This is a genomic window from Leptospira kanakyensis, assembly GCF_004769235.1.
Lineage (GTDB): Bacteria > Spirochaetota > Leptospiria > Leptospirales > Leptospiraceae > Leptospira_A > Leptospira_A kanakyensis.
In genome coordinates, this window is the sequence record NZ_RQFG01000019.1 from 524,717 (window position 1) to 551,033 (window position 26,317).

Sequence of the window (26,317 nt, forward strand, 5' to 3'; positions counted from 1 at the left end):
TTAAAGATATGCTTTTATAAGGGATAAATGGGAAATAAAACTTTCTTCCAATTCTTGTTTTTCTTTTCCGTATTGAAAAAGATTACTTTCGGAATCTGTTTTTTTAGCCTTTTCTCCCAGAAACACTAGGGCTTCTGGGGATCTTGTGGTGACAATTGGAATAGAAAGTCCAGACAAATCCCATTTAGTTTCTTTACCAAGAAATTCTTTTGCTTTATCGGCGCCAAACAATAACTTGGCGGATGATCCCAAAATCACAATGGATTTGATTCCATATTCTTCCACAGTATCTTTTACATGAAATTTACAATTTTCAACTCTGGTTTGCCAATCGGAGTCTTTGGAATCCATATTCGAAAAATTACAAGCCGGGTATTCTTGGTAATAAAATTCTTCAAAAGAAAACCCAAATACCTTTTGAATGAGTTCTCCCCAACTATTTTCCGTTAGTTTGTCTTTGAAAATTTGATTGGGTTTTGTTTTGGTAAACGGTTTTTCTTTCGGACTAGTGGCACCGGAATAATGTAAAACAAGGACAGGTTTTCTTCCTTTATGTAGAAACTGGCGTACACCACTCAGTTTTCCTTGGCAAAGAGTACAAGAAAAATTTATGAGATCCTTATTTTTTCTTTGGTTTTCTTTTTGTTGTTTTTTTTGGATTTCGATGGATTCGGGAACCTTAGATTTCCAAGGAAATACAATGTCATTCGGGTCTTGTTCTTCTTGGAGCCGGTAAACAGAAATTGATTTGTTTTGGATTAAAAATTTTGTCTCTGTTAGAATATCGGCAAAACGCCCTAATATTGATTTTTGATCCATACTAACCTTCGTTCAATTGTTCCACAGATATATTTAAGGAACGTAATTTCCGATACAAATGAGTTCTTTCAATGCCTAATGCCTTGGAGGTTCTTGTCACATTCCCCTCACAAATTTGTAGGGTTTTGATGATGTATTGGCGCTCAAACTCTTCCTTGGCATGTTTCAAATCGCCTCGAGCCACCATTTCATTGGCTTTTTTAAATCCATGTAAGGCTTCCTTTACATCCTTCGCGCGGATGGTGTCCCCTGGAACCAGAATACTCAATCGTTCTAAAATATTTCCGAGTTCCCTTACATTTCCGGGCCAAAAATGCGTGGTGAGCGCATCGAGTCCCTCCCGGTCAATGGTTTTCGGAGAAAGTTTATTTTCCGAAATAGACTTTTTTAAATAATATTCTGCAAGTAAAGGAATGTCCAAATTTCTTTCGCGTAACGGAGGTAACTCTAATGGAATCACACTCAAAGCATAGTATAGGTCTTCTCGAAACCTTCCTTCACGGATGGCTTCTTCCACATTGGAATTGGTTGCGGCAATGATACGAACATCGACGGATATTGTATCTTTTCCCCCAACGCGTTCCAGTTTTTGTTCCAAAATTACCTTTAAAACTTTGGATTGGATGGAAAGTGGTAAATCACAAACCTCATCCAAAAACAAAGTTCCATTCCCGGCCGCTTCCCATTTTCCCATTTTGATTTCGGATTTGGTTTGGGTTCCGTGAACTTCATATCCAAATAACTCTTGTTCTAAGGTTTCCTCTGGAACCGCAGCACAATTGAATTCGATGTATGGTTCTGATTTTCTTTTGGAATTTTGATGGATGGCTCTTGCCGTTAATTCCTTTCCCGTTCCATTTTCGCCAAAAATAAAAACACGTGCATTGGTTTGTGCAGCTTGGAATATAGCAAACTTCACTCGTTTGATAGAAGCTGATTCTCCTAAAATTTCATCCACTTCCAGTTGGAATTCCGGAATTTCATGATCCTTGGTTTTTTCTAATGCTGATTCAATGGTTTGGATTACTTTTTCTATCGAAAGAGGTTTTTCTAAAAAATCAACAGCACCTTTTTTTGTAGCGTTGACAGCAAGTTCAATCGTTCCATGTCCCGAAATCATAACAATTGGCAAACTAGAATAGAGTTTTTTACATTCGTCTAAAATGGTAAGTCCATCTTCTTTACCAACCCATACGTCAAGCAAAACAAGTGAAGGTCTTTCCTTTGCCAGTGCCTTTAATAAAGCTTTTCCATTTGCAAAATCTTCAACCGTGTAATCTTCATCTTCCAAAATCACTCGTAATGATTTTCGAATTTCTTTTTCATCATCCAAAATATAAATGAGTTTTTGCATTAGTGACTATCCAACGGAAGTTCAATTCTAAATTTACAACCACCTAATTTAGAATTTTCTACAACGATATGACCATGATGGTCAATGATTGTTTTTTGAACAATGGCAAGCCCAATGCCTGACCCATGATTTTCCTTAGTTGAAAAATAGGGTTCAAATATCTTTTCCTTCCATTCCTCTTTGAGTCCAGGACCTGAGTCATCGATTTCAATCACAATCGACTTTCTGAGAGCCTTTTTTTGTAACTTGGACATGATTCGGATTTTTTTTCGTTTGAGACTTAAAATGTCCATTTCCTCTTTCGGATTTTCTGCCGATTGGATTGCCTCAACTGCATTTTTAATAAGGTTATTGATCACTCCGAGAAACAACCTTTTATCCAAAAAAACTTCCGGTAAATTCTCAGCTAATTTAAGTTCAAATTCAATATCCGTTGTATCTCGAAACAAAGCAAAAGCCTCTTCCAAAATTGGATTTAATTTTTGGTTGATAAGTACTGGCACAGGCATTCTTGCAAATTCACTAAACTCTTTTACAAGATGTTCGAGGACTCGCACTTGGCCAATGATGGTTTCTGTAGCATCAAAAATGACGGATTCTAAATTCTCAGATTTTGGATTTTGGAATTTTCTTTGGATCCTTTGAGCGGAAAGTTGGATGGGTGTGAGTGGGTTCTTAATTTCATGTGCCATCCGCTGCGCCACTTCTTTCCAAGCAGCAATCCTTTGGGTATGCATCAACTCTTCAGACTTCGCATCCAAATCGCTCACCATTTGGTTGAAACTATCAATCAGAATTCCCATCTCCCCCTCTTCTGTTTTTTCCAATCGAATGTCAGAATCACCTAACGAAACTTTTTTGGTGGCATTGGCCAAATTGATGATAGGGCGGGAAATTCTTCTCGCAAACAAAAAAGAAAACAAAATGGCTATGAGAAACATAGCGAATGAAAAAGAGGCTATGGTGATTCGAACACTAAAGGGAATTTTTTCTTTCCAAAGGCTTACCTTTTCATATGTAGAAGTTGCGTTTACAATATTTAAAACATCTGACTCCATCCCTTTGTGAATTCTCTGCCCAACATAAACTTCCCTACTTTCATCCAAAAAAAACTTACAAAATAAATAAGACCGGTCACTCAAATACAAACGTGAAGTATAAATTCCAGGTCGTTTTGATTCCAAAAACTCAAGACCTAAAATGTGCCGATACACTCCTTTGGATTCAAAACTAAGAATCCCCGATGAAACAAAACCCAGATAATATTCGTTTTTTTCAAAGAGTCCATTTTCAATGCCTTTTTGAAAAACAATAAATCCATCGGATTTTTGTCCTTTCAATCGAGAACGTAAAATACTTACCTTTTCTATGAATTCAGATTCAATTTCCTTTTCTTCATTTTGAACAATAAGGTTTGCCGACCTAAGTGCATTGGAAATATCAACCCTGTAAAAACCCTCAATCAGCCTTCCGGTTAAGTTGGAAGAAAGTATAAAAATCGGTAGAGAAGGAACAAGAGCCACAAACAAAAAAGCAAGCGTTAGACGATACCTAATAGAACTTCGAATTTTTCCGGTTTCTCTATTTCGGCGATTCCGATAAACATAACTTAAGATTAATGAAAGGATAAAAAACGGAATTAAAATGAATACATACGTATCCAACTTGGAGAAAAAAGAAATATCTTCTTCTTCTCTAAAAAAAACCAACTCAGAAAAGCCAACAGAGATTCCTAAGGTAAGGAAAAAAATAAAAATATCACGTAAATAATATCTGCTTTCATCAGACAAACGTGGAATGAGTTTGAATATCCTAATTGGCATTGGTTTCAAAATTACGACCAACCAAAGCTTCTAAAGCAAGAAGAGCCTCCTCTTCTCTTTTCCCATCAGCCTTTACAGAAAACTCGGTTCCAGGTCCAAGTGCTAACATCATAAGTCCCATGATGGATTTGCCATTGACTTCTATATCGTCTTTAATGACAAAAATTTCACAAGGGAAACTAGCTGCCATCTTCACAAATAATGAAGCAGGCCTTGCATGTAGCCCCGTACTATCTTCTCTAATCTTTAGCTGGATTTGTTTCAATGGAATTCTGTTGGATATAAGTATTTAGTTTATTTGAAAATTCTTTGGCGCTGTTTTTTCCCATTTTGCGTAAACGTTGGTTCATTGCTGCCGTTTCTACAATGATAGGAATGTTTCTTCCAGGTTTGACAGGAATTTCAATATATGGAACAGAAACTCCTAAAATTTCTTCCATACTCTGTTCAATTCCAGTCCTTTCATATTCACCAGAAGTTTGTTCTTCCCATTCTTTTAAGTTGATGATCAGTTCAATGAGTTTGTGATCTCTAACCGATCCAACACCAAACAGATCTTTGATGTTTAAAATTCCCAGGCCTCTAATCTCCATATGGTGACGAAGTAAATCAGAACAAGATCCAATCAGATAACTTTCACTGAGTCTCCGAATCTCCACCATATCATCAGCCACAAGCCTATGCCCACGTTCAATCAGTTCAAGGGCAGTTTCACTTTTACCCACACCAGAACGACCCGTAAGCAAAGTTCCAATTCCAAAAACCTCAATGAGTACACCATGACGCATTGTTCTTGGTGCAAGAGCGCGATCTAAAATTTGAGAAATAAGTGTGATGAATCTATGTGTGGCAATTTCTGTTTTAAAAAGCGGAATGCCTTTGGTTTTGGCTCTTTCTACAAAAGGAATTTGTGGTTCATTTCCATGAGTATAAATAATACAATTCAAATGGAATTCAAAAAACTTCTCCGTGATTTCATGGAGTTTGTCTTCTGATAAAGAATTGAGATAAGCCCATTCCCCTTTACCTAAAATCTGAATGCGATCATTGGCAAAAAAATCAAAAAATCCAGTGAGCGATAATCCAGGACGATTGATTTCTGCATTGTTGATCCGATTCGATAACCCGGCTTCTCCCGTGATCAAATTCAATTGTAGATCTTCATGATCTCTTAAAATTGTATCAACTGTGATCCCTGGAACTGGCATTGGATTACCCCTTTAGAGAACTGATTCTCTTCCTTTCATTAGAAGGAAGGATTCTTAAGACCTTTCTATATTTTGCAACCGTACGCCTTGCAATTTCAATTCCTTTTTTCTCCATAAGTTCAACGATATCTTGATCTGATAAAGGATTGTTTTCGTCTTCATCCTTCACCAAATTACGAATGATCTCATGGATTTTTTTAGAACTTTCTTTGCCTCCTTCTGTTGATTTAACCCCAGAAGAAAAAAACCATTTGAGTTCAAAAATCCCCCAAGTGGTTTGGACATATTTATTCGTTGTTATACGAGAGATTGTAGATTCATGTAAGTTTAATTTTTCAGCAACTTCCTTTAAGGTAAGTGGTTTGATAAATCCAATTCCTCCGCGAAAAAAATCGACCTGAAAATCAATGATACAACTGACAACTCTTTGTAATGTTTGTCTTCTTTGTTGGATGGAACGAATGAGCCACTGCGCCGAACTAAATTTTGTTTGGAAATATTCCTTTTCTTTTGGTGGCAATTTTTGATTCAAAAGTTCCCTGTATTCTTCCTGGATCGAAAGTTTAGGCAACCACTCATCGTTTATAAAGATATTAAATTCGTTTCCTACGGTCTTTACAACTACGTCTGCCACAACATAATCAATTTTCCGGCCTTGGTAGGTTGTGGCTGGATAAGGTTCTAATTTTTTAATTAGTCTTGCTAAACTTAAAATTTCTTCTTCGGTAATTTTTAGATTCTTTGCTATTTTTTTATAATCTACCTTTTCTAGGTCGGATAAAAATTCACCAATCAACTGGTGTAAAAGATGGTTATCCGGAAAAAGAATTTTTCCTTGGATGAGAAGGGTTTCTTGCATATCCTTCGCCCCAATTCCAATGGGATCAAGTTCGTTAACAACTTGCAACACTCGCCGAACCTTTGTTTCAGGGTATCCCATTTCTTTAGAAACAACTGCCAAGTCGTCTGTGATAAATCCTTTATCGTCAATCATACTGATAAGGACTTCACCAATTTCAAACTCCAACTTAGTTAGTTTGATTAGTCGTAATTGATTCAGTAAATGTTCTTCTAAGGTTTCCCCACGAGTTGAGGATTCAATGTATTTTTGGTTTCTGTCACTAGCTTCCGTATCATAAGAACGTGGCCCCTCTAAAGAATAAGAGTCCTGCCAATTGACATCGGTACTTTTTTCATGATTTAGTTTTTCTAAACGTTTTACTTCATCGATAGAAAAAAGTTCCGGCATTTTGGTTTTTTCATCCACTCCGACTTCATCCAAAAGAGGATTTTCCAAAAGTTCATTTTGGATTTTGTCAGAAAGTTCTAAAGTGGATAAAGACAAAAGTTCAATGGACTGACGTAAGTCCTGGGTCATCACTAATTTTTGCGTTTGGCGTTGTGAAAGTGAAGCCCCGAGTTTCATTTATAGTTTAAAATCCTCACCTAAGTAAATTCTTCTAGTTTCAGGATCGTTTATCAAATCATCAGCAGTCCCAGAAATTAAAATTCGTCCGCTGTACATGATATAAGCTCTATCAGTAATTTTCAATGTTTCTCTTACGTTATGGTCTGTGATTAAAATCCCAAGCCCTCTCTCTTTTAGAGATTGAATTACGTTTTGAATGTCTTTGACGGCAATCGGATCCACACCAGCAAACGGTTCATCGAGTAAAATAAAATCTGGATTGGTAACAAGAGCTCTTGCAATTTCACAACGTCTCCTTTCACCACCGGACAAAGTGTACCCTTTTTGGTTCGCCACTCGCATGATCTGTAATTCCATAAGGAGTTCATCCCGGCGACGAATGATTTCATCACCTGGCAAATTCATTGTTTCTAAAATGGCTTCTAAGTTTTCAGCAACTGTTAGTTTACGAAAGATACTTGCTTCTTGCGCCAAATAACCAACGCCCATCCTTGCTCGGATATGCATGGGAGCTTTTGTCAGATCTTCATTATCAATAAAAACATGGCCTTCATCAGGAGTGACAAAACCAACACTCATATAAAAACTAGTTGTTTTTCCTGCCCCATTTGGACCTAGGAGACCAACAATTTCGCCTTTTCTAATATAAAAACTAACACCATCTACAACCTTACGTTTGTTATAGATTTTTACTAAATTTTCCATCCGAAATGTTTTTACATTCGGATCCTTCTCTTTTTGGATTGTTTGTGTTTTACTTTTTTTCGCCATTCGGTATTACCTTAAGCCCATCCGTGAGGAAGGCCTTGTCCGACTTGGGAAAGAGAATGATCTTTCCCGCTGAAACCTTGGTATTGTCTTTGACAAGAGTAGGATTTCCTTCCATCACCAATTCATCTCGTTTTTCATGATACGTTGCATATTCACCAGTGGCAGTCGCGGTTTGGGTTTCCACCTGAACATTACCTCGTGCGACTACCTCAAAACGTTCATCAAATCTTTCTAAAAAAACAGCAGTTAACTGGCCTCTTTCACTTAATTCTTTTTTGTCCAAAAAAACAATCCGGGGGTTTTCCGTTAAATAAGAATAACCTTTGTCTTTGTCATAGGAAAGTAATCCACCTTCCATTCGATATCCATTGTCACGATCCAAATAACTTACATTTCCTGTAGCCTTAATATCTTTATTATTACGGCGGCTTTCTAAAAGGTTGGCTTTAAATTCAGAACTCGTTCGATACATAAAGGCATCCCCATTCATGGATGTAATGGTTTCCTTCCCTTTGTTCTGGTGGGTTAGAGTTTTTCCCGTAAACAAAGTAACCACTCGTTCTTTGGTTGTGGTGTCTTTTTCTTTATCTTTTTTATTCTCGTATGACACTTGATAAATGGTAGCATCTCCATCCAACTGGATACTTCCTTCTTTTACAAAGTAAGACAAGGTTTTGCCGATGAGAAATCGATTTTCAGAAAACAAAAAAGGTTCCCCAGCCAAATCAATCCGATCCTCTTTTTCTGAAAATACCGCATCCTCACCAAACACCTGGAATTCATCAGAAGTTACCACTACCTTACCCGCAAGATTGGTTTTCGCTTCTTCTAAGTAGCGAACAATGGATTGGCATTGGATTTTTACAACTTTTCCGTCTTTTTTTTGGTTGAGAACTGGGTTATTTTCTAAACTAACCGTTCCCGCCATTTTATCATAAACACCTTTTGATGCAGTGAGAGTCACACCGTTTTGGAAGTCTTCGACAACAACCTGTCCTTTTAGATTTCCAATGAGTGCATCTTCCCCGATGATTTCAATTTCCCTAGCACTCAGTTTGATGGTTTTATGCATAATATAAGCACCACCACCTAAAACAAACACCTTTACCGGAAATCCGTTGATGGTGCGTTCTTCTTGGGTAAGGCTACTCCCTCCCCAAATTACAGGAATTTTATCCTTTTTATCTTTCTTTTTTTCAGGAGAAAAAATAGAATTTTCTTTTTTTAACAAATCTTCCGAGCCGTATAACACCGGTATTGGTGATGGATTCGCTCGAAGGACAGAAACAAAAAAACAGAAAAATAAAATTTGTTTTTTCATCATTTATCCTTCAGGGGATTACTACCACCCACAGTCACAGCTTTTGGTTGGATGATGGTAAACTTATTTAGGCTTTTATCGGCACGCAGTCCTTTCCCACGAATGGTGGTTCCATCAGAATAAACAAGGACATCATCTTCCGAAGATAATGTTTTATCATCCAAGTTATAAGTAAGAGATTCCGACTCTATATATTTACCATCATTGGTTTTTAATTTAACCTTCCCACTGAGGACTACCGTTTTTGTGGAGTGGTTGATTTCCCCTCGGTCTCCAGTCATTGCAGAGGTGACGTTTCCCTTTTCCAATTGTTTGAATTCAAATCCATACACGATAGTTTTGTTTTCTTTAGGAAATATATATGATTCGTCTCCTTTTAGTTTCCATTCCAATTCGCCCGATTCCTTGTAAGAAGAACGAGAAAAATTACGCATAGAAACCATCGAACCTGATTCTTTTTCGACTTCAATGCGAAGGTATTCTTTATCTTTACAGCTAACAATCGCTAAAAGATAAATTGGAAAAATCAACCTTCGCATCATAAAAGATACTTTAAACCTCTAAAAATTTGGTTTTTACCAAACGATCAAGTTCCAATAACTGTGTTAAAAGATTTTTTGCTTTGGCCAAAGGGAACTGTGTGGTGGCATCAGACAGTGCTTTTTCTGGATCTGGATGCACTTCCATAAAAAGCCCTTCCACACCAACAGATACGGCACCCCTTACCATATGAGGGATGAATTCACGAACCCCACCAGTGATGTTTCCTGCAGCTCCCGGAAGTTGTGCGGAATGAGTGGCATCAAATACAATTGGGATTCCATGTTTGTGCATCATGGGAATTCCACGTAGATCAAATACCAAGTTACCATATCCGAAACTGGCTCCCCTTTCAGTTACCATATACTTTTCAGATCCTGACTCTTGGATTTTTGTTTTGATATGACGTGTGTCATCCGGTGCCATAAATTGGCCCTTTTTTACATTCACCCATTTTCCTGTTTCCGCTGCCTTTGCAATGAGATCAGTTTGGCGGCTGAGAAAAGCAGGAATTTGAAAGATATCAACTGTATCTTTTAAAGGGTCTACTTGGATGGTTTCATGAATGTCTGTGAGGACAGGTACATTGTATTTGTTTTTGATAAAATCTAGAAGTTTCCTTCCTTCTTCTAAACCCGGTCCTCTGTAAGAATTAATAGAAGACCTGTTGGCTTTATCAAACGAAGATTTAAAAATATAAACGATTCCCAAATCATCACAAATCGCTTTCATCTCGCCGCAAACTCTATCGAGTAAGTCTTTGTTTTCCATCACACATGGTCCGGAAATCAAAAAGAAGGGATTTCGACCCCCGATTTTTTTACCGAAAAATTCTCTTTCTTCAATTAAATCGTACATCTTAATCCTCCGTTTTTTTAGCCAATTTGGATGCGGCTCGAATGAACCCTGCAAATAGTGGATGTGGGTCAGTTGGTTTGGATTGAAATTCTGGATGGAACTGAACACCAACAAACCAAGGATGGTTGGCCACTTCTACAATTTCCGCCAAACTCCCATCTGGTGAGAACCCCGCAAGGTTCATACCTTTTTTCTCAAAATCATCTTTATAACGCAAAGTGAATTCAAATCTATGTCTATGTCTTTCGGAAATACGTTCTGCTTTGTATTCTGAATACGCAAGGCTTCCTTTTTTGACAATACAAGGGTATGCCCCAAGTCGCATGGTTCCGCCCATTCGTTCGATTTCTTTTTGTTCTTCAATCATTGAAATCACAGGATATTCTACATTGGGTTTAAATTCTGTAGAGTTTGCATCTTTGAAACCGAGAACATTTCTTGCAAATTCGATCACGGCACACTGCATCCCAAGACAAATTCCGAAAAATGGAATTTGTTTGGTTCTTGCATAATGAATCGCGGCAATTTTTCCTTCAATCCCACGTTCACCAAATCCACCAGGAACCAAAACTCCATGAACACCTTTGAGTAGTTCTTTGATATTTTTAGAATCAATATCTTCTGGATTGATTTTAACAACGTTGACTTCTACGTCATTGGCAATCCCACCGTGAGCAAGAGATTCATAAACAGAACGATACGCATCTTGTAAGGAAATATACTTTCCGATTAACGCTACTTTTACTGTCTTTTTTGTATTTCGAATCTTTTTGACCATATTTTCCCACTGGGAAAAATTCAGTTTACGGAGATCCATACCCAGTGCGTTTAAAACCACTTCATCTAATTTATCTTCCCGATACATGAGAGGAATTTCATAAATGGAAGTATCAATATCAACTGCAGAGATTACATTTTGTTCTTTTACGTTACAAAAGAGAGAAATTTTATTTTTCATCTCTTTGGACATTGGTTTGTTGATACGGCAAATCAAAATGTCTGGTTGGATTCCAAGAGCAAGAAGTTCTTTTACCGAGTGTTGGGTTGGTTTCGTTTTTGCTTCGCCCGCGGCTGTAATGGTCGGAACAAGTGTTAAATGCAAAAACAATACTTGGTTTGCCCCATGTTCATAACGCATTTGCCTGATGGCTTCGAGAAAGGGAACTGACTCAATGTCACCAACAGTTCCACCAATTTCCACAATTACAAAATCTGTTTCTTGGTCTCGTGTTAAGTTATAAATTCGGTTTCGAATTTCATTGGTGATATGTGGTACAACCTGTACGGTTCTTCCTAAATAATCACCTTTTCTTTCTCTTTCGATCACCGCATGATAAATCTGACCTGTGGATACGGAATTTTTTCGAGAGAATTTAGATTTTGTAAATCTTTCGTAATATCCTAAATCTAAATCGGTTTCTGCTCCGTCTTCCGTCACATACACTTCCCCATGTTGGTACGGACTCATGGTACCTGGGTCAATGTTGATATAGGGATCCATTTTTTGTAAAGAGACGGTATAACCCCTGGCTTCTAACAAACAACCGAGAGCTGCAACGGTAACGCCTTTTCCTAAAGAAGAGGAAACACCACCGGTAATAAAAATATATCTGGTCTTGGACAAAATGAACCTCAAAAAAGAATGTTTTTTACAGAGTGGTGGGATTTGGGTCCAAAATCAATACGTTTAGGAAGGAGATTTGGCTTTTTCTAAAATCCTTGTTGTCGATTTTCCGGAGACAAAAGGTAAAATTTGAATATCCGCTCCCATCTCTTTTAAAATTTGGTATTCCGGAAGGGTTTCCACTTGGTAGTCCCCGCCCTTGGAATGGACAGATGGTTTTACTTTTTTTAAGATTTCGAGAGGGGTATCTTCAGCAAAAGTGGAAACAAAATCCACCGAAGAGAGTCCTGCAAGCACAAGCATTCTATCTTCGCAAGAATTGATGGGTCGAGATTCTCCTTTTAATCGCCTAACGCTGGCATCCGAGTTGACCCCAATCCATAGTAAATCCCCTAAATCACGAGCCTGTGCGAGGTAACTTACATGTCCTGGGTGCAAAATATCAAAACATCCATTGGTAAATACAATCCGTTTCCCTTCGAGTGACTTCCTTTTGGATTCAATCTGGTCGGATGAAATAATTTTTGAATTTAATGTATCGTAGAAACTCATGCGGTTACATCCAAATAACCAAGTGTTTGTAAGGCCTCTTCAATTTCAGTTTTTGTGACTGTTGCAGCACCTAACTTACCAACAACGATCCCTGCACTCACATTGGAAATGAGAGCCGCATCAGCAATAGGCATACCCGTAGCTACAAAGGCAGTGTAAGTAGTAATTACCGTATCACCTGCACCAGTGACATCAAATACTTCTTTGGCAACTGTCGGAATATGGTAAAAGGAATCCGTTTTTCTTTCATAAATGGACATTCCTTTTTCCCCACGAGTGATCATCATAGCATCGGGTGTGAGTTTTTCCGAAATTTCCCGACAGGCCGTTTCAATTTCAGAATCGCTGATCAGTTTTCTTCCCAAAGCCTTTCCGGCTTCATGATGATTCGGAGTCATAATATGGATATTTTTGTATAAGAAAAAATGACTGACTTGAGGGTCCACTGTCACAATTTTATTTTCTCGGTTACAGATGGCAATCACCGCCTGAATGAGAGAAGGTGTGAGATATCCTTTATCATAGTCTGATAAAATCACAGCGGAACATTCTTTTAATTTTGATTCAAATTGTTTTAGGATAGAATCTTCTTCCTCTTTTGTCAGAGGGACTACTTCCTCTCTGTCCACTCGACAAATTTGTTGGTGGGTCGCAATGATCCTCGTTTTTAAAATGGTAGGTATGGTTTTGGATTTTAATAGAACTAAGTCTTCTTTTGAAACAGAATTTTTGAGTAGAAGTGCTTCTAAAGATTCCCCTGCTTTGTCCTCGCCAATCCTTCCAAAAACAACACCAGTAACACCAACGGAAGATAAATTCTGAACTACGTTGCCCGATCCACCTAAGGATTGTTTTTCGTTGCGAACCCAAACCACTGGAACGGGTGCTTCCGGGGAAATTCGTTCGACTGAACCAATCAAATACTCATCCAAAATCAAATCCCCGATGACGAGCACTTTGATTTTGCCTAAATCCTCAAAAGATTTACGAAGCGAAGTTTTCTTAATTTTCAACAAAGCCAGATCCTTGAATTGGTTTACAACTAAACAGAGAATCTAAAACCTTTCTCTGTGTCAACCTTCCCCTTACCTCTCTTTCCCTTACCAGATGTATTTCTGTTCCCGGGAATGTTTTTGCCTCTCCATATCTTTGAACCTAGGTATCGGATGATGCTCGACTTTTGTATGGAAAATGGTGGGGAATTGGGAATGGCTCCCTACCCGAAGAATTGGATTGGTGCGGGACTTCCTCCTATCCCTGAGGTTGTGGGGTATGGGCATATCATCCAGAAGGAATCCTTACCTGACGGGAGATCCAATATCATTTTAGAAGGAATCGGAACCGCCGAGATTGTCAGTTTGGATTCCACAGAACCTTTTTACATCGCTCAAATTGTTCGCCGGGAACATGAAAGAAATAAAAATGTTCCAGAAAACATAAAAGAAAAAATAGAAGAGTTACTTGTTCTCACCAAACGAATCTTACTTGCCGAGGGAGCCGAAGAAGATTTAATTTTGAAAATGAATCAAATTTTGGTTCATCCCTTTCCAGTTGATTTTATAGCTTCACTGATTTACTTCGATTTTAAAACAAAACAAACCATTCTGGAAACTACACATTTGGAAACCAAAGCTGACCTTCTCAAAACAGTTTTACTTGGTCTTAATTTAAGTGAGTAGAGGGTTTTGTTTTTAATTCAGCGACTAAAAATAAAAATTCGGGCAAATCTGTTGGATTTTCACGGAAAAATACCCTTGGGTTTGTTTCTTTAGAATTCAAATACAAATAACTAGAATTTTCTTTTCGGATGTATGCCCGTTCTAAGTAGTGATTGGTTTGTGAATAATGTAAAAAATCTTTCATTAGATCACTAATGGCAATGTCACCTTCACTTTGTTTGTTTGTCGCAGAAAAGAAAACTGATGTTGTGTCTTTCTCCTCTCTCTCCCAATGGAATTCGCTATTCCAATGCCCTTTCCCACCAAATGCTAAAGTGGGTAACTCAAAACCAGAAACTAAATTGGGGATAAATTCTTGGGATTCCCAAGGAACTCCTTTACCTAAAAAATTCACTTTGGCCAGGTAAGTTTTCCAATGTTTGGAAAGTCCTCTCACTTGGAGTTTTGGCAAAGACAAACTTTCCCTTAAAAAACCTCTTAAGGTCAAAAAACCTAAAAATCCCAGATGCACCTGAGTCACAGATTGGAAGTCCCAGACTTCTTCCTGTTTTAAATGAGATAAAAACAAGGAATCCATCGCATAAAAGTCCTGGTGTTGGTAGGGGTAAAAAACGCCTGTAGATGAGGAAACTAAAGATCCGTCCGATCGATTCACAATAAGAATATCGACGGAAGGAGAAAAAGAGAAGAGTAAAAACCGCCCGTGAACCACAGGCGGCTTAAAATTAAATTAGCTTAATCAGCAGCATACAAAGCAGTGATTTTGTCTTTGTATTTTTCAGTGATTAAGTGGCGTTTCATTTTGAAAAGGTTTGTCAATTCATCACCCACTTCAAACGGTTTGGTAATGAGAATGAAGGGAGTTACCTGCTCAAAAGACTTAAATCCAGTTTTGGTATTGTTCAGAGCTTTGATTTCCTTTTTGTAGAAATCGAGAACCTTCGGATTTTCGATGAGTTTCTGTTTGTCAGTCTCGGAAATTCCGTTTTCTTTTGCCCATTCTGTCAATTTATCAAAATCAGGAATCACAAGAGCACCTAAGTTCTTTTGGTCTTGCCCAATCACCATCACTTGTGCAATGAAAGGAGATTCTGTGAGTTTGTCTTCAATCGGAACCGGCTCTACGTTTTCACCACCAAGAAGGACTACCGTATCTTTCGCACGGCCAGTAATGGTTAGGGTCTTTTTGAAATTGAACATTCCAATATCTCCCGTATCCATCCAACCATCTTTCAGAACTTTCGCTGTTGTTTCTGGATTTTTATAATAACCTTTCATCACTTGTGGTCCACGGATGTGGATGACCCCACGAGCTCCGTACTTACCAGAAATGAGTTTTTGGTTGGCATCCACATGAGTGAGCACCTTTCCCAAATCATCGCGAATTTGTACGGAAGTTTCTGGCGTGATTACCCCAACAGAACCTTGGACTAACTTTTTGAAAGTTCTTACAGAAATTACCGGAGAAGTTTCCGTCATTCCATATCCTTCCAAAACATTGATTCCAATATCATTGAAGAATGCATCCACATGTCTTTGGAGAGCTCCACCACCGGAAACAGAAGCTTTGAGCTCCCCACCAGTAGCTTCTCTAATTTTAGAGAGCACAACTAAATCCAATAGAAAATACGGAACTGCCAATAAGGTAGCAACGGTTAAATAGTAGAAACCTCTAAATAGAGAAACAATTGGATTTCTTCCTACGTAATCTACTTGGTTTCCTTTTAAGAACCTTGTAGCTGCGTTGAAATGTTTAGAGAAAAAATAAGCCATATTGAACAAACCACGACGGATCGCAGGAGTTTGTTTTGGATCATTGATTCTAGTATAAATTCCGTTGTAGATACTTTCCCAAAGTCTAGGAGCAGATGCCATAAAAGTCGGTTTTGACTTTTTCATATCATCGCGAAGGTCACGAACATTGGTATAGTATGTAGCACAACCAGCTGCAATCGCTAGGTATTCAAATACTCTTTCAAATACGTGCCAAACAGGAAGAATGGACAACATCCTTTCATCTTTTTTGATTTCGATCATACTTCCTAAAATGACAGATGTTTGGTGGATCATGTTGCTATGTTTCAACATAACACCTTTTGGCATACCTGTCGTTCCAGAAGTGTAAATGATTGTGAAAAGGTCATCAGGAGCGATTGCTTTCATTCGCTCTTCTGCTTTTTTGGAACCCTTCGCACGAAGTTCCTTACCTTTTTCGATAAGATCATAAAGTTTTAAAACACCTGTTGCAGTCGACTTATTGTCCATAACAATCAGGGTTTTTGCAAATTCCAATTGGGAGCGATTCTTTTGGAATTTCTCGAGCATTTTGTCATTCTCAAGAAACACAACTTTTGCTTCACAGTGGTTTAGAATATAAGCAATTTCTGAATCGGTAATGTCTGTTCCTCTTGGAACATCACAAGCACCACTCATTAGAATTCCATAATCGGAAACAATCCACTCCAATCGGTTATCTGCAAGCAAGGCAACATTTTCTTTGGCAGATACACCCAAATCAATGAGAGCTTCTGCTAAGTTGATACCAAGATCATATACTTCTTTAAAAGTGACGGGTTTATAGGACTTAGATTCGTCCTTACTGACGAACGCGGGGCGGTTCCCAAATTTTTCAGCACTCTGCTGGAAGAGTTCGGGCAAATTGGCTGGCATTATTCTGACTCCTTTCTCAAAAGAAAACGTAAAAAGGTATCTTTAAGGGACTTTTTTAACGAACATGAGTCAAGACATTTTCAATCTTGTCATTGAAATCAAGGGAAAATCAAAATGTTGTTTCGCATTGCACAATTATGGCAGTTCCGTCGCCGCCCAAACATGAGAGCGAATCACAAGCCCAGAAAGGTCTGACCCAATGATTCCATACTGCCTATGCACAATTTTTCCGGTGCGATCAAAGACAAGAAGGCAAGGAATTCCTTCTACATGATAAAAATCTGTCATTTTCCAGTCTTTGTCAAGTAAGGTGGGATAACTCATCTTCAATCGTTTCATATCTTTTTGGATTTTTTCCAAAGGTTCAGAGGTATCAGTGTTGATCCCTCGAAAGACAAAGTCCTTTTCTGAAACCGAAGATTTCCACTGGTTGATGGTAGGGACTGCTTTTGCACAAGGTTCACACCAAGTGGCCCAAAAATCTAAAACAACAACCTTCCCTTTAAAATCCTCTAATCTTTCTTTTTCCCCTGTAAGTCCAGGTAGGGAATCGGGATAAAAATCACTCACTTCTTTTGAGGGTTTGCAAAAAAAGAGAGAAAGGAGAAAGATCAGATAAAAACTGGATGTAGAACGTCTGAAAACTTGGGTCATCATTTTTGAATTCATTGATTTATAATTACTTCTCCAACTTAGACGAATGGAATGATTACGTAAAGGGAAACTGGACGGGAAAAGGAATTTCTATGATTCCTTCGACAGTACAACCGTATGAAACCGGAGACGAAACAGCCGTTATCTGGAAAGCAGGCCCAAAAGAAATCAAATCTCTTTTCAAACGTGGAAAACAAGAATTTGCTCTGGTTTGGATTCTCGAATCGGATGTTCTTTGTGACCGCGTCAAACTCATTGCTAAAAATGAAGATTGGGAATGTGAAATCCAAGCCATGACCAAAGACCGCTTCCACTTACACGTCCTACCTAAATCCGACAAATCTAAAATTCTTTATTCAGGTGTGGTCACAAAAAAAACGGGTTTATTCTCCTTCCTCTAAAACCTTTCTAAAAACTTCTTCCGTAATTTTTGCTGCATTTTCCCAAGTAAACTCGGAGATGGAAACCTCAGGCGGGACTGGGTTCTCAAAGAATTTTTTGATTTTTTCCGCCCAGATTTTTGCATCTTCTTTGGTTTGGTAAGGAAGGTAAGTCACACCATCTTTTCCTATTTCACGAAAAGTAGGTATGTCAGAAACCACACAATTCAAACCATGAAAGATGGCTTCTACCATGGGAATTCCAAATCCCTCATATTTACTCGCAAAAGCAAATAGTCCCGCTCTTTTGTAGAGGTGTTGTAATTCAGAGTCAGAAACAGAATCTAAAATATGAATGTCTTTAAACAAAGCACGTTCTTGTCTTAACTCTTCTATAAATTCCGAAGACTCCCAACCAATTTTTCCAACAATCACCCAAGGTCTGTAATGGTGCGGATCGATTTTTCGATACTCACGAAAGACTTCGAGTAAAAACGGATAGTTCTTTCTTGGTTCAATGGTGGATACAGAAAGTAAATAATCTGTACCCAAATCTTTCACCCGTAGAGATGGTTCCGTTTCCAAAAGTTTCAACATTTCCTCTGGATTCACTCCTGGGTAGGAAACACCTGTTTGGTCTACGGGATAATCAAATTTACGACACATATCATCGCTAGTTTGTTTGGATATGGACAGGATAAAACTTGAGCGTCTCACCGAATAACTTTGGAACAACCTTTGTTGGACTTTGGCAATCCAACGCATAGTTTCTGGATACAAATACAAAACCAAATCACAATAAGTTAAAACCGCAGATAAGGAACTAGGCAAAAAAGGTGGTAAAACTTGTTGGGAACCCCAAAACAAATCCAATCGATGTTTTAGTAAATAAAAAGGAATGAATAGATTGTAATACAATCCACCTTTCCATTTTAGAAAACCCCCACCTTTCACCCAAGTTACATTAGGTAAATTTAAAACGGCTTTATGATCTTCATGAATCGGCAAATGAGAAAACAAAAAGAAATCATATTCTTCTTTATGAGGAAATGCTTTGAGTGTTTCGGCAATCAACCTTCCCACTCCCGATACACGTGTGGATAAAGGTCTGGCATCAAGTCCAATCCGTTTGGTGGTTTTTACCATCGTTCCTTTACCTTGAGAGACAACTGGTGGAAATCAATTTTAGATTCCAAATAAGAAACAGCCGTTTTTTTACCTGCCACTAAACCGAAGGAAAGTGTCTCTTTTTGGTTGAACTTGTATCCTTTGTCTTTCAATGGGAAACAAGTGAAATTCTCTTCATCCAAAAGAGCAATCCCTCCACAGATATCCCATTCATTTTTTGGTTTTAGTGAAACGATAAGATCAATAAATCCGGCAGATAACAAACCTAACTTATACGCAATACTTCCCATAGAGCGAATTTCAAAATCTTCCTGCCAAAAGGGATCGGAGAACAATCCTTCTTTCATTTCGGATAGAGATACAAGGAGAATTGGTTTTTTGGTAACTGGTTTTTCTTCCACTAAAGGTTCTAATACAGAACTACTTTCCACAACTAAGGTTCTAAAATTTTCTTCTGTGGCAAAAGGAGGATTCAACTTAGCAAAAAAAGTATTTCTATTTTTGGAAAAAAACTCACCTGTTGAAGGATTAAAAATCACACCCCAGATGGCTTCTCCATTACGAACGAGTCCCAAACTAAGCGCAAATTGGTCATTTTTTTTGACAAACTCACGCGTACCGTCAATGGGATCTAAAATCCAAACCCATTCCTTATCCAAACGACTGTTAGTGTCTACTTTTTCTTCGGACAAAAATCCATGATTTGGAAACTGATTCGAAATTTTTTCAAAAAGAAATTCACTCGCAAACAAATCAGCTTCGGTAACGGGATCATTACCACCTTTGTCACGAATTTGGAAATCTGATTTATAAATGGAAAGGATCGAATCCCCTACCGATAACACCCACCGCCAAACTTCCCTAAAATCGTTTTCTTCCATTCCGTCCTGATTAAAAATTTAATTCTTTTTTTCTTCTTTGTGCGCACCCGCACCAAGATCCAAACCATCTGGTTTCTCTAAAACTATTTCCTCAGATGGTGAGGTAACATAAGTTTCTGGATCCACCGGAAATTGGTATTGGAAATAAAAGTTCTTATACTTTACAAAAAATGTATTGGTTCCTTCCGGACGTTCTGTCTGTAAATCTTGAAATTTGAGATCTTTTAAATCCTTTTTTGGATTAGAAAGTTTTTTGGAAAGAGTGCTACGAACTGAACTTACCATATTGGTTTCAAAGTTCTTTTTCTTTTGTTCTTCGGTAAGTTTTGGATTTCTAAGATAATCTTCTAGTTTAGTAAACTCTTCCGCCAAACCAGTGCTTTGTTGTGAATGTATAAAAGTCACCGGAAATAATACAACAATACAAAATATCCAAACTCGTTTCATTGCCAATCCTCTTCTAGGTTATGAAATTATCTCTAATGGTGTGTATGCCAATAAGAATTTTTTATCTAAATGGGAACCAAATCGGACTTCTACCTTACGGTTATCTCCTGATCCAGAAACGGATAAAATCCGTCCTTCCCCGTAAACTTTATGACGCACCTTAGTTCCCACTTGGTAGTCTCCATCGCCTGTTTTGGCAAGCACCGTTTCAAACTTTTCTTCTGATTTTTGGAATCTTTCGGCTCTTGGAGCAAACTCAGGCCGTCTCACCCCATAACGACTTTCTGTAAATTCCCCATCTAAAAATTGGCTGGGGAGTTCTTCCAAAAATTGAGAGGGAAGTCTCGCTTCAATATCCCCGAATTTACGAGTAAATCTTGAAAAACTAATTTCTAGATTTTTTCTTGCCCGAGTGATGGCAACGTATGCAAGCCTTCGTTCTTCTTCCAATCCATCGGCAGAATCAATTGATAAAAAATGAGGAAAGGTTCCCTCTTCCATACCCGCCATAAACACATGTTGGAATTCCAAACCTTTTGCGTTGTGGACAGTCATTAGAATTACATAATCAGGTAAATCTTTGGTGTTGTCTTCACTAGTGATGAGTGAAATATTTCCGAGGTATTCTTCCAAGGTGGCTTCTGGATTGTTTTCTTCAAATTCTTTAAGGGCGTTGACAAACTCATTTAAGTTAGATAACCGCGAAAAAGAATCTTCAGTACTTTCATTTTCCAAAAATTCACGGTAACCAGAATGTTCCAAAACCTCATAAGCGATTTCGGAAGGAGTTTTTTTACCCAAATCTTCCATTGCTGATTCAAACATTCGGTATAAAGAAGCTAACTTTTGCAAGGTTCCCTTTTTTATATCCGGAACCGATTTTCCCAAACATTCAAATAAAGAAAGCCCTTCACTCACCGAATAGGATAACAAACGATTCACAGTTGTATCACCAATCCCTCTTGGAGGAGAGTTGATGATCCGAAGGAGGGAAGTAGAATCTACTGGATTCACAACAACAGAAAGGTAAGCAATTAGATCCTTTACTTCTTTTCTGTCAAAAAATCGAAAACCACCAAATATTTTATAGGGGATGGCTTTTTTTCGTAAGGCCTCTTCAAAATACCTGGATTGAGAATTAGTTCTATAAAATACCGCAAAATTCGAATACTTCTGTCCCCTTCTCGCACCCATTTGAATTTTTTGAACAATTCCTTCTGCCTCCTCCATTTCATTTTGGTAAGAGGAAAGTTTGATTTTATCTCCCAAAGGATTTTCAGTTCGAAGGGTTTTATTTGTTCTTTGTTTGTTGTTTGCAATTAATGCAGCAGCAGTTTCAATAATGGTTTTTGTGGAACGATAATTTTCTTCCAACTTAACCACTACTGCATCTGGATAATCTTTTTTGAAATTAAGAATATTCGAAATATCAGCACCACGCCAGGAATAAATAGACTGGTCGTCATCACCCACAACACATAAATTTTTATGAAATGATGAGAGAGACTGTACTAGGTGGTATTGGATTTTATTTGTATCTTGGTATTCATCTACCATGATGTATTTCCAAAGCCTTTGGTATTTCTCCAAAATTACAGGATAATCACGAAACAAAATAACTGTTTTTAAAATCAAATCTCCAAAATCGAGTGCGTTTCGTAAGTCCTTTCGTTTCTCATATTCAAGAAAAACAGAAGCAATTGTTTTTGTATAAGAATCATCTGCTTTCTTTTTAGCATATTCTTCTGCGGTCATAAAAGAATCTTTCGCAGCAGAAAATGCATTCGCAAGAGCAGATGGTCGAAATTCCTTTGTGTCCATATCTTTGGATTTTAAAATTTCTTTGATGAGTGACTCTTGCATATCACTGTCATAAACAGTAAAATTATTTCCGAGTCCCAAAACCTTTCCTTCCCGACGAAGTAAATACAAACAGAGGGAGTGAAAAGTTCGCACCAAAGGTTCCCCAGTCCCTTCGGGGATTAAACTCCTGCAACGAATTCGCATTTCTTCTGCGGCTTTGTTTGTAAAAGTAACGGCTAGGATTTGGTTAGGATAAACCTTATGATTTAAAATTAGGTTGGCAATTCGGTAGGTAATCACGCGAGTTTTCCCAGAACCCGCCCCAGCCAAAATCAGTAATGGGCCATCTACCGATTCAACTGCTTTTTTTTGTTCAGAATTGAGTCCAACTAACTCCACTTAGAACCGCATATCTCCAATACCAAAAACAAACTGGAAGCTGTTATTGTCTGGATAAAGCCCGAAGGGTCTATCTTCCACTCCCGTATAACGAATCCGTTGTGCAAAATACAAACGAAGAGGTAATACAGGAATTTGAATCCTTAGACCAAAACCCCAAGAGAATCTAAAATTTGACATTGAGAGGTTTTTACTAGATAAAACTAAATTTCCAGGGTCATTCACAACAAGAGGAGACTCAGGCAATTTTTGGCCATAGGAATTATAATTTTCATAAAGGTATGTTTCAACTGGCTCAGAAACTCGCTGTGCTCGCACTAGGTTGTCGTAATTTTTAAAGAACTCTTTTCGTTCTCCCACAGCACGGTTGATTTGTTCATACATGGATCCCGCATCAAAGAAAACAACAAACCATAATAACGATGGTTCGATGGGAAACCGTAACTCCGAAGTAAATAAAACCCTGCTGGAAGCTCCATCTTTCCATTCATCTGGATAGTATTTATCATCAAAAAACCATCCACGAAGGGATTCATATCCCCCAAGAAAAAGACGATCTTGAACTTGGATGTAAGGAATTCTTTCTTTGTCCTGATTTTTGTACTTTGGTGTCCTTTCAAAGGTAAAAACTGATGAAGTTCGGAACTGTTGCACCACGCGCCATCGCCTAAGTGCGTTTTTGCGAATGAGTCCAAAAAATGTATAATCAAACCAAGTATGATAGTATTCCAAAATAGGGCTGAACTGGTCGAAATGGGACTCTCCACCGAGGAACTGACCCACGTTATCCACAGAAAAAATTAAATTAAAACCTTGGGTTGAATTGAATACGTTGTCACGGCTATCATAAGCAATACCGTTTGTTAACTGAGAACGAAATTGCCACCCGCGATCAACCTCCGCCAAAACCTGGTCAGATACAAGTGACGTTGGTCTAGTCGATGCAAAAAATGAAGGAGAATAACGGTGGAAGTGGGTCCAGTTGATGAGAAACCTATGGCCAAGTCCTGCACTCACACCCACACCCGAACGTTCGTAAGATGCCACCTCTTTAATCCCTTGGTTGTTGTTTTCAGTGATGGAAGTGGCTCCCACATACAAAGTTCGGGAGGAATAAAATGCAGAAAGTGTAAGTGACCAAGGTTTGTCCATAAACCAAGGTTCTGTCCAAGATATTTGTAAATAACGGCGGATTGGTCCAAACTCCACACGACCTGTAATCTGTTGTCCAGATCCGTTCAGGTTATTTTCACCTAACTGGGTAAAGATGGAAAATCCCGTAATGGTTCCATACCCTCCCCCCATTGATACAGTTCCTGTCGGTTGTTCCACAAGCTCAATGATGAGGTTCATTTTGGTTTCATCAGAACCTGGTCTCATATTAAAGTTTACTTCTTTAAAATAACCCAAGTTAAAGATACGTTCCCTCGACCTGTTTACAAGTGTGGAGTTAAAAAGATCACCAGGTTTAAATAGGAGTTCTCTTCGGATCACCCGGTCTTGGGTCTTTTTATTACCCTTGATGATGATATTTTCAATAAAAGCTAAGTTATTTTCACGAATGGTAAAATCGACGTGAATGAATTTTTTCCCTCTTAGTTTGGGTTCTTCTTCATAAATTTTTCTTAATTTTGAAACATTGAGTCGGTTGTATTCTTCATTACAATCAGAGATTGCATCACTACTCCCTCGTTTTTCACAATTTTCATAACGAGATAAGGATCCATCACTTAACTCAATCACCTTTCTTCGAGGGATTACCTGCGCAAACAAATACCCTTTGGCAGAATATGCTTCGTTGATGGAAGCCCTATCTTTTTGGAATTTAGTTTCATCGAAAACCTCACCCACATCAGCAGGTGCAAATTCATATTGGTCTTCTAAAAATTTGATCGGATAAACCGGAGACCATTCTTCTTTAGGAGTTCCAATTGGGTTATTTTCTTTGTTTAAAAACTGCGGCATCCCGTTCGGGGCTATGGTTAGATCATGACTTGTGGAATAACCATTGTAGAAATATTGTTCTCCTTCAATGATTTTGAAGTTAACAATCACAACACGTTTGTCTTTTTTTTGCGGATTTTCCCAACGGATTTCCCAGTTGGTACCTTCATTGCTGAGTTCTGCGTCTACGTAACCTTTGGATTTTAAGTAAGCTACAACTTTCTGTTTATCAGATTCAAACGCAGATTCTTTAAACACTCCAGATTCAATGATTCCACTTTCTTTTAAGTCCATGATCCCTTGAAGATCATAGGTATCAACTTCGCTATTTCCAAAAATATTGATTTTACTGACGGGAATTTCTTCCCCCTCATCAATAATAAACTTCACCTTTACAGTGTTTGTTTCCGGATTCACCGGTTCCGTTTCAAAACGAACGTAAGCGAGAAAAAAACCTTCATCTCGGTATTTCTTCAAAATCACTTCTTTCGAAAGAGTCACTTTCTTCGGAGTGATGACTTCGTTTTCTTTTAATGGAATTTTATCACGTAAATCGGATGGGAAAACTTCATCGGCACCGATAAAATCAATGTCTTTCACCCTAGGTCGTTCTTTTACGACAACAAGGATTTTGACTCCATCCCCGTCGGCTTCCCCCTGGATATCAATATGGTAAAAGAATCCCGAAACAAATAGAGCGCGCATATCGGCATTCAAAAGGCCTTGCGACAATTGCATTCCAGCACGCATGTCCATTAATTCCAAAATATCATCAGAGGAAGTATTGATATTTCCTTTAAACTCTACTTTGGTAATGACTTTATCTATAAATACAGACTTATTCGACCAAAGGGAAACCCACTCTGCCGAAACTAGTAAAAGGAGAGATAATACAAAAAGGCTAAAGAACTTTATTTTTTTTCGGATGTTCAAAAAATCACTTGGATGTGCCTTTTACCATTGCTAGGTTAAAGCGACTAACACCCGCAGCATTGACTGCATCGATTACCTTAACCACAACTTGGTAGGACGCACCACCATCTCCACGAATAATGACTTTGTTTTTTTTAGGGTCTCTTTCTTTTTCTGGTCCAAGAAACCCATTGATCTTTTCAGTGAGTCCTTCCAAAGCAACAGGATCTGGACTTTGATCCAAATAAATTTTCCCTTGTTTATCAACGGTGATCACAAGTTCATCTTTCTGTTTTTCTTTGGCTACACTAGAAGACCTTGGTAACTCCACTTTGAGTGCAGTGTTTTTTTCCAAAGTTGCATTCATTAAAAAATAAATCACTATAAAGGAAATAACATCAATCAGCGGTGCTAGTTCGATGTTATTAAATGATTTTTGCGTTTTGCGAAATTTCATTTAATTCTATCGTTTGTTTAGGTGAGGTAACACCAAATCTGTTACGTTTTCCATTTCCGTAATTCTTTCCTCTTTCATTCGAGTGAAAAGATTATAAAAAATGTAAGCGGGAATCGCAATTGCAAGCCCCATAGCCGTGGTTATCAAAGCTTCAGAAATACCAACTTCCGCACCTTGTGTTCCTGCACCTTCAGCAAAGGAACGAACAATCCCGATAACCGTTCCAAGAACACCAAGTAATGGGCCAATGGTGGCAATGGTTCCAAGGCCAGTTAGGTATCTTTCCATCAAATAAATTTGTCGAAAACCCTCTTGGCGGATGTCCTCTTCCCAGAACTGAACTCCGCGGCGTTTGAGATCAAATGCCATACGAAGGAGAACCGCTGCAGGAGATTGAACTTCAGCAGTGAGTATATCTCTAGCTTCATCCCATTTTTGTTCACGAGCAAGCTCCCGAACACGACGGAAATGATCTTGTGGAATGGCCTTTAATCGGAAGTAATACACAAGTCGTTCCACGATGATGGTAAAACCAACAATAGAAACAAAGATGATTAAAATCGGAATGGTTTGTGGCGGAACCGACGAAATGATTGAATCTGATTTAGCGAAAGGAAAAGACATGAATGGGACCCCATTGAAGGATTACGAATAGAGTTTTCAG

Annotated in this window: 25 protein-coding genes; 2 read left to right on the top strand and 23 right to left on the bottom strand. The window is 38.3% G+C overall.

All coding sequences use genetic code 11. The features are described from left to right. From EHQ16_RS16825 to rfaE1, 13 genes are all read right to left on the bottom strand, one after another. A complete protein-coding gene (locus tag EHQ16_RS16825) occupies positions 1 to 819 on the bottom strand; it encodes a hypothetical protein (protein ID WP_135632352.1) in 819 nt (272 codons plus the stop codon). A gap of 1 nt (position 820) precedes the next feature. Next, positions 821 to 2,173, bottom strand: coding sequence for a sigma-54-dependent transcriptional regulator (locus EHQ16_RS16830; protein WP_135632353.1), 1,353 nt, complete (start codon positions 2,171 to 2,173; stop codon positions 821 to 823). Beyond that, positions 2,173 to 3,996 (bottom strand): LIC_11548 family sensor histidine kinase, encoded by a 1,824-nt coding sequence (locus EHQ16_RS16835; protein ID WP_135632354.1) that lies wholly within the window; start codon positions 3,994 to 3,996, stop codon positions 2,173 to 2,175. The genes EHQ16_RS16830 and EHQ16_RS16835 overlap by 1 nt, the downstream gene beginning before the upstream one ends. Next, positions 3,986 to 4,261 carry an HPr family phosphocarrier protein gene (locus EHQ16_RS16840; protein ID WP_135632355.1) on the bottom strand — a complete coding sequence of 92 codons (276 nt, stop codon included), beginning with the start codon at positions 4,259 to 4,261 and terminating at the stop codon, positions 3,986 to 3,988. Before EHQ16_RS16840 ends, EHQ16_RS16835 begins: the two co-directional genes overlap by 11 nt. Further along, entirely contained in the window at positions 4,236 to 5,204 is a 969-nt protein-coding gene (gene hprK, locus EHQ16_RS16845; RefSeq protein ID WP_135632356.1) for an HPr(Ser) kinase/phosphatase, read from the bottom strand. Before hprK ends, EHQ16_RS16840 begins: the two co-directional genes overlap by 26 nt. 4 nt (positions 5,205 to 5,208) lie before the next feature. Beyond that, positions 5,209 to 6,630, bottom strand: coding sequence for an RNA polymerase factor sigma-54 (gene rpoN / locus EHQ16_RS16850; protein WP_135632357.1), 1,422 nt, complete (start codon positions 6,628 to 6,630; stop codon positions 5,209 to 5,211). Continuing rightward, a complete protein-coding gene (gene lptB, locus EHQ16_RS16855) occupies positions 6,631 to 7,338 on the bottom strand; it encodes an LPS export ABC transporter ATP-binding protein (protein WP_135592366.1) in 708 nt (235 codons plus the stop codon). Positions 7,339 to 7,387: 49 nt separating this feature from the next. Beyond that, positions 7,388 to 8,728 (bottom strand): LptA/OstA family protein, encoded by a 1,341-nt coding sequence (locus EHQ16_RS16860; protein WP_244242123.1) that lies wholly within the window; start codon positions 8,726 to 8,728, stop codon positions 7,388 to 7,390. Beyond that, the gene (gene lptC / locus EHQ16_RS16865; protein WP_135632358.1) at positions 8,725 to 9,267 is read right to left on the bottom strand and encodes an LPS export ABC transporter periplasmic protein LptC; all 543 of its coding nucleotides are present in this window, start codon (positions 9,265 to 9,267) and stop codon (positions 8,725 to 8,727) included. Before lptC ends, EHQ16_RS16860 begins: the two co-directional genes overlap by 4 nt. A gap of 10 nt (positions 9,268 to 9,277) precedes the next feature. Further along, the gene (gene kdsA / locus EHQ16_RS16870) at positions 9,278 to 10,123 is read right to left on the bottom strand and encodes a 3-deoxy-8-phosphooctulonate synthase (protein ID WP_135632359.1); all 846 of its coding nucleotides are present in this window, start codon (positions 10,121 to 10,123) and stop codon (positions 9,278 to 9,280) included. Between the two features lies 1 nt (position 10,124). Next, positions 10,125 to 11,747 carry a CTP synthase gene (locus tag EHQ16_RS16875; RefSeq protein WP_135632360.1) on the bottom strand — a complete coding sequence of 541 codons (1,623 nt, stop codon included), beginning with the start codon at positions 11,745 to 11,747 and terminating at the stop codon, positions 10,125 to 10,127. 63 nt (positions 11,748 to 11,810) lie between these two features. Beyond that, entirely contained in the window at positions 11,811 to 12,299 is a 489-nt protein-coding gene (rfaE2, locus tag EHQ16_RS16880) for a D-glycero-beta-D-manno-heptose 1-phosphate adenylyltransferase (RefSeq protein WP_135632361.1), read from the bottom strand. Beyond that, complete coding sequence (gene rfaE1 / locus EHQ16_RS16885) at positions 12,296 to 13,312, bottom strand: D-glycero-beta-D-manno-heptose-7-phosphate kinase (protein ID WP_135632948.1); 1,017 nt, start codon at positions 13,310 to 13,312, stop codon at positions 12,296 to 12,298. The genes rfaE2 and rfaE1 overlap by 4 nt, the downstream gene beginning before the upstream one ends. A 114-nt stretch (positions 13,313 to 13,426) precedes the next feature. Between rfaE1 and EHQ16_RS16890 the strand changes: the two genes are divergently transcribed. Then, positions 13,427 to 13,978, top strand: coding sequence for an LON peptidase substrate-binding domain-containing protein (locus EHQ16_RS16890; RefSeq protein ID WP_244242155.1), 552 nt, complete (start codon positions 13,427 to 13,429; stop codon positions 13,976 to 13,978). On the opposite strand, the gene EHQ16_RS16895 is transcribed toward EHQ16_RS16890, so the two are convergent. The 3 genes from EHQ16_RS16895 to EHQ16_RS16905 all read right to left on the bottom strand — a co-directional run bounded on the left by EHQ16_RS16895 (position 13,962) and on the right by EHQ16_RS16905 (position 17,317). Continuing rightward, on the bottom strand, positions 13,962 to 14,633 hold the full coding sequence (locus EHQ16_RS16895) for an LIC11631 family protein (RefSeq protein ID WP_135632363.1): 672 nt from the start codon (positions 14,631 to 14,633) through the stop codon (positions 13,962 to 13,964). The genes EHQ16_RS16890 and EHQ16_RS16895 overlap by 17 nt on opposite strands. A gap of 80 nt (positions 14,634 to 14,713) precedes the next feature. Next, positions 14,714 to 16,648, bottom strand: coding sequence for an AMP-dependent synthetase/ligase (locus EHQ16_RS16900; protein WP_135632364.1), 1,935 nt, complete (start codon positions 16,646 to 16,648; stop codon positions 14,714 to 14,716). A 135-nt stretch (positions 16,649 to 16,783) separates the two neighbouring features. After that, a complete protein-coding gene (locus tag EHQ16_RS16905; protein ID WP_244242124.1) occupies positions 16,784 to 17,317 on the bottom strand; it encodes a TlpA family protein disulfide reductase in 534 nt (177 codons plus the stop codon). Between EHQ16_RS16905 and EHQ16_RS16910 the strand changes: the two genes are divergently transcribed. Further along, positions 17,308 to 17,703, top strand: coding sequence for a hypothetical protein (locus EHQ16_RS16910; RefSeq protein ID WP_244242125.1), 396 nt, complete (start codon positions 17,308 to 17,310; stop codon positions 17,701 to 17,703). The genes EHQ16_RS16905 and EHQ16_RS16910 overlap by 10 nt on opposite strands. Here the strand turns inward: EHQ16_RS16910 and EHQ16_RS16915 are convergent. Genes EHQ16_RS16915 through EHQ16_RS16945 form a run of 7 tightly spaced genes read right to left on the bottom strand, consistent with a single transcriptional unit; the run spans position 17,686 to position 26,277 of the window. Continuing rightward, a complete protein-coding gene (locus EHQ16_RS16915; RefSeq protein WP_135632365.1) occupies positions 17,686 to 18,828 on the bottom strand; it encodes a glycosyltransferase family 4 protein in 1,143 nt (380 codons plus the stop codon). The genes EHQ16_RS16910 and EHQ16_RS16915 overlap by 18 nt on opposite strands. Beyond that, positions 18,822 to 19,691, bottom strand: coding sequence for a 3'(2'),5'-bisphosphate nucleotidase CysQ (locus tag EHQ16_RS16920; RefSeq protein ID WP_135632366.1), 870 nt, complete (start codon positions 19,689 to 19,691; stop codon positions 18,822 to 18,824). The genes EHQ16_RS16915 and EHQ16_RS16920 overlap by 7 nt, the downstream gene beginning before the upstream one ends. Positions 19,692 to 19,709: 18 nt before the next feature. After that, the gene (locus EHQ16_RS16925; protein WP_135632367.1) at positions 19,710 to 20,138 is read right to left on the bottom strand and encodes an LIC11625 family surface-exposed protein; all 429 of its coding nucleotides are present in this window, start codon (positions 20,136 to 20,138) and stop codon (positions 19,710 to 19,712) included. Between the two features lie 18 nt (positions 20,139 to 20,156). Further along, entirely contained in the window at positions 20,157 to 22,340 is a 2,184-nt protein-coding gene (locus tag EHQ16_RS16930; protein ID WP_135632368.1) for an ATP-dependent helicase, read from the bottom strand. Next, entirely contained in the window at positions 22,341 to 25,217 is a 2,877-nt protein-coding gene (locus EHQ16_RS16935; RefSeq protein ID WP_135632369.1) for a BamA/OMP85 family outer membrane protein, read from the bottom strand. A gap of 4 nt (positions 25,218 to 25,221) precedes the next feature. Continuing rightward, complete coding sequence (locus tag EHQ16_RS16940; protein WP_135600379.1) at positions 25,222 to 25,653, bottom strand: ExbD/TolR family protein; 432 nt, start codon at positions 25,651 to 25,653, stop codon at positions 25,222 to 25,224. Positions 25,654 to 25,659: 6 nt separating this feature from the next. Continuing rightward, on the bottom strand, positions 25,660 to 26,277 hold the full coding sequence (locus tag EHQ16_RS16945) for a MotA/TolQ/ExbB proton channel family protein (RefSeq protein ID WP_135632370.1): 618 nt from the start codon (positions 26,275 to 26,277) through the stop codon (positions 25,660 to 25,662). Positions 26,278 to 26,317: the final 40 nt, after the last annotated feature.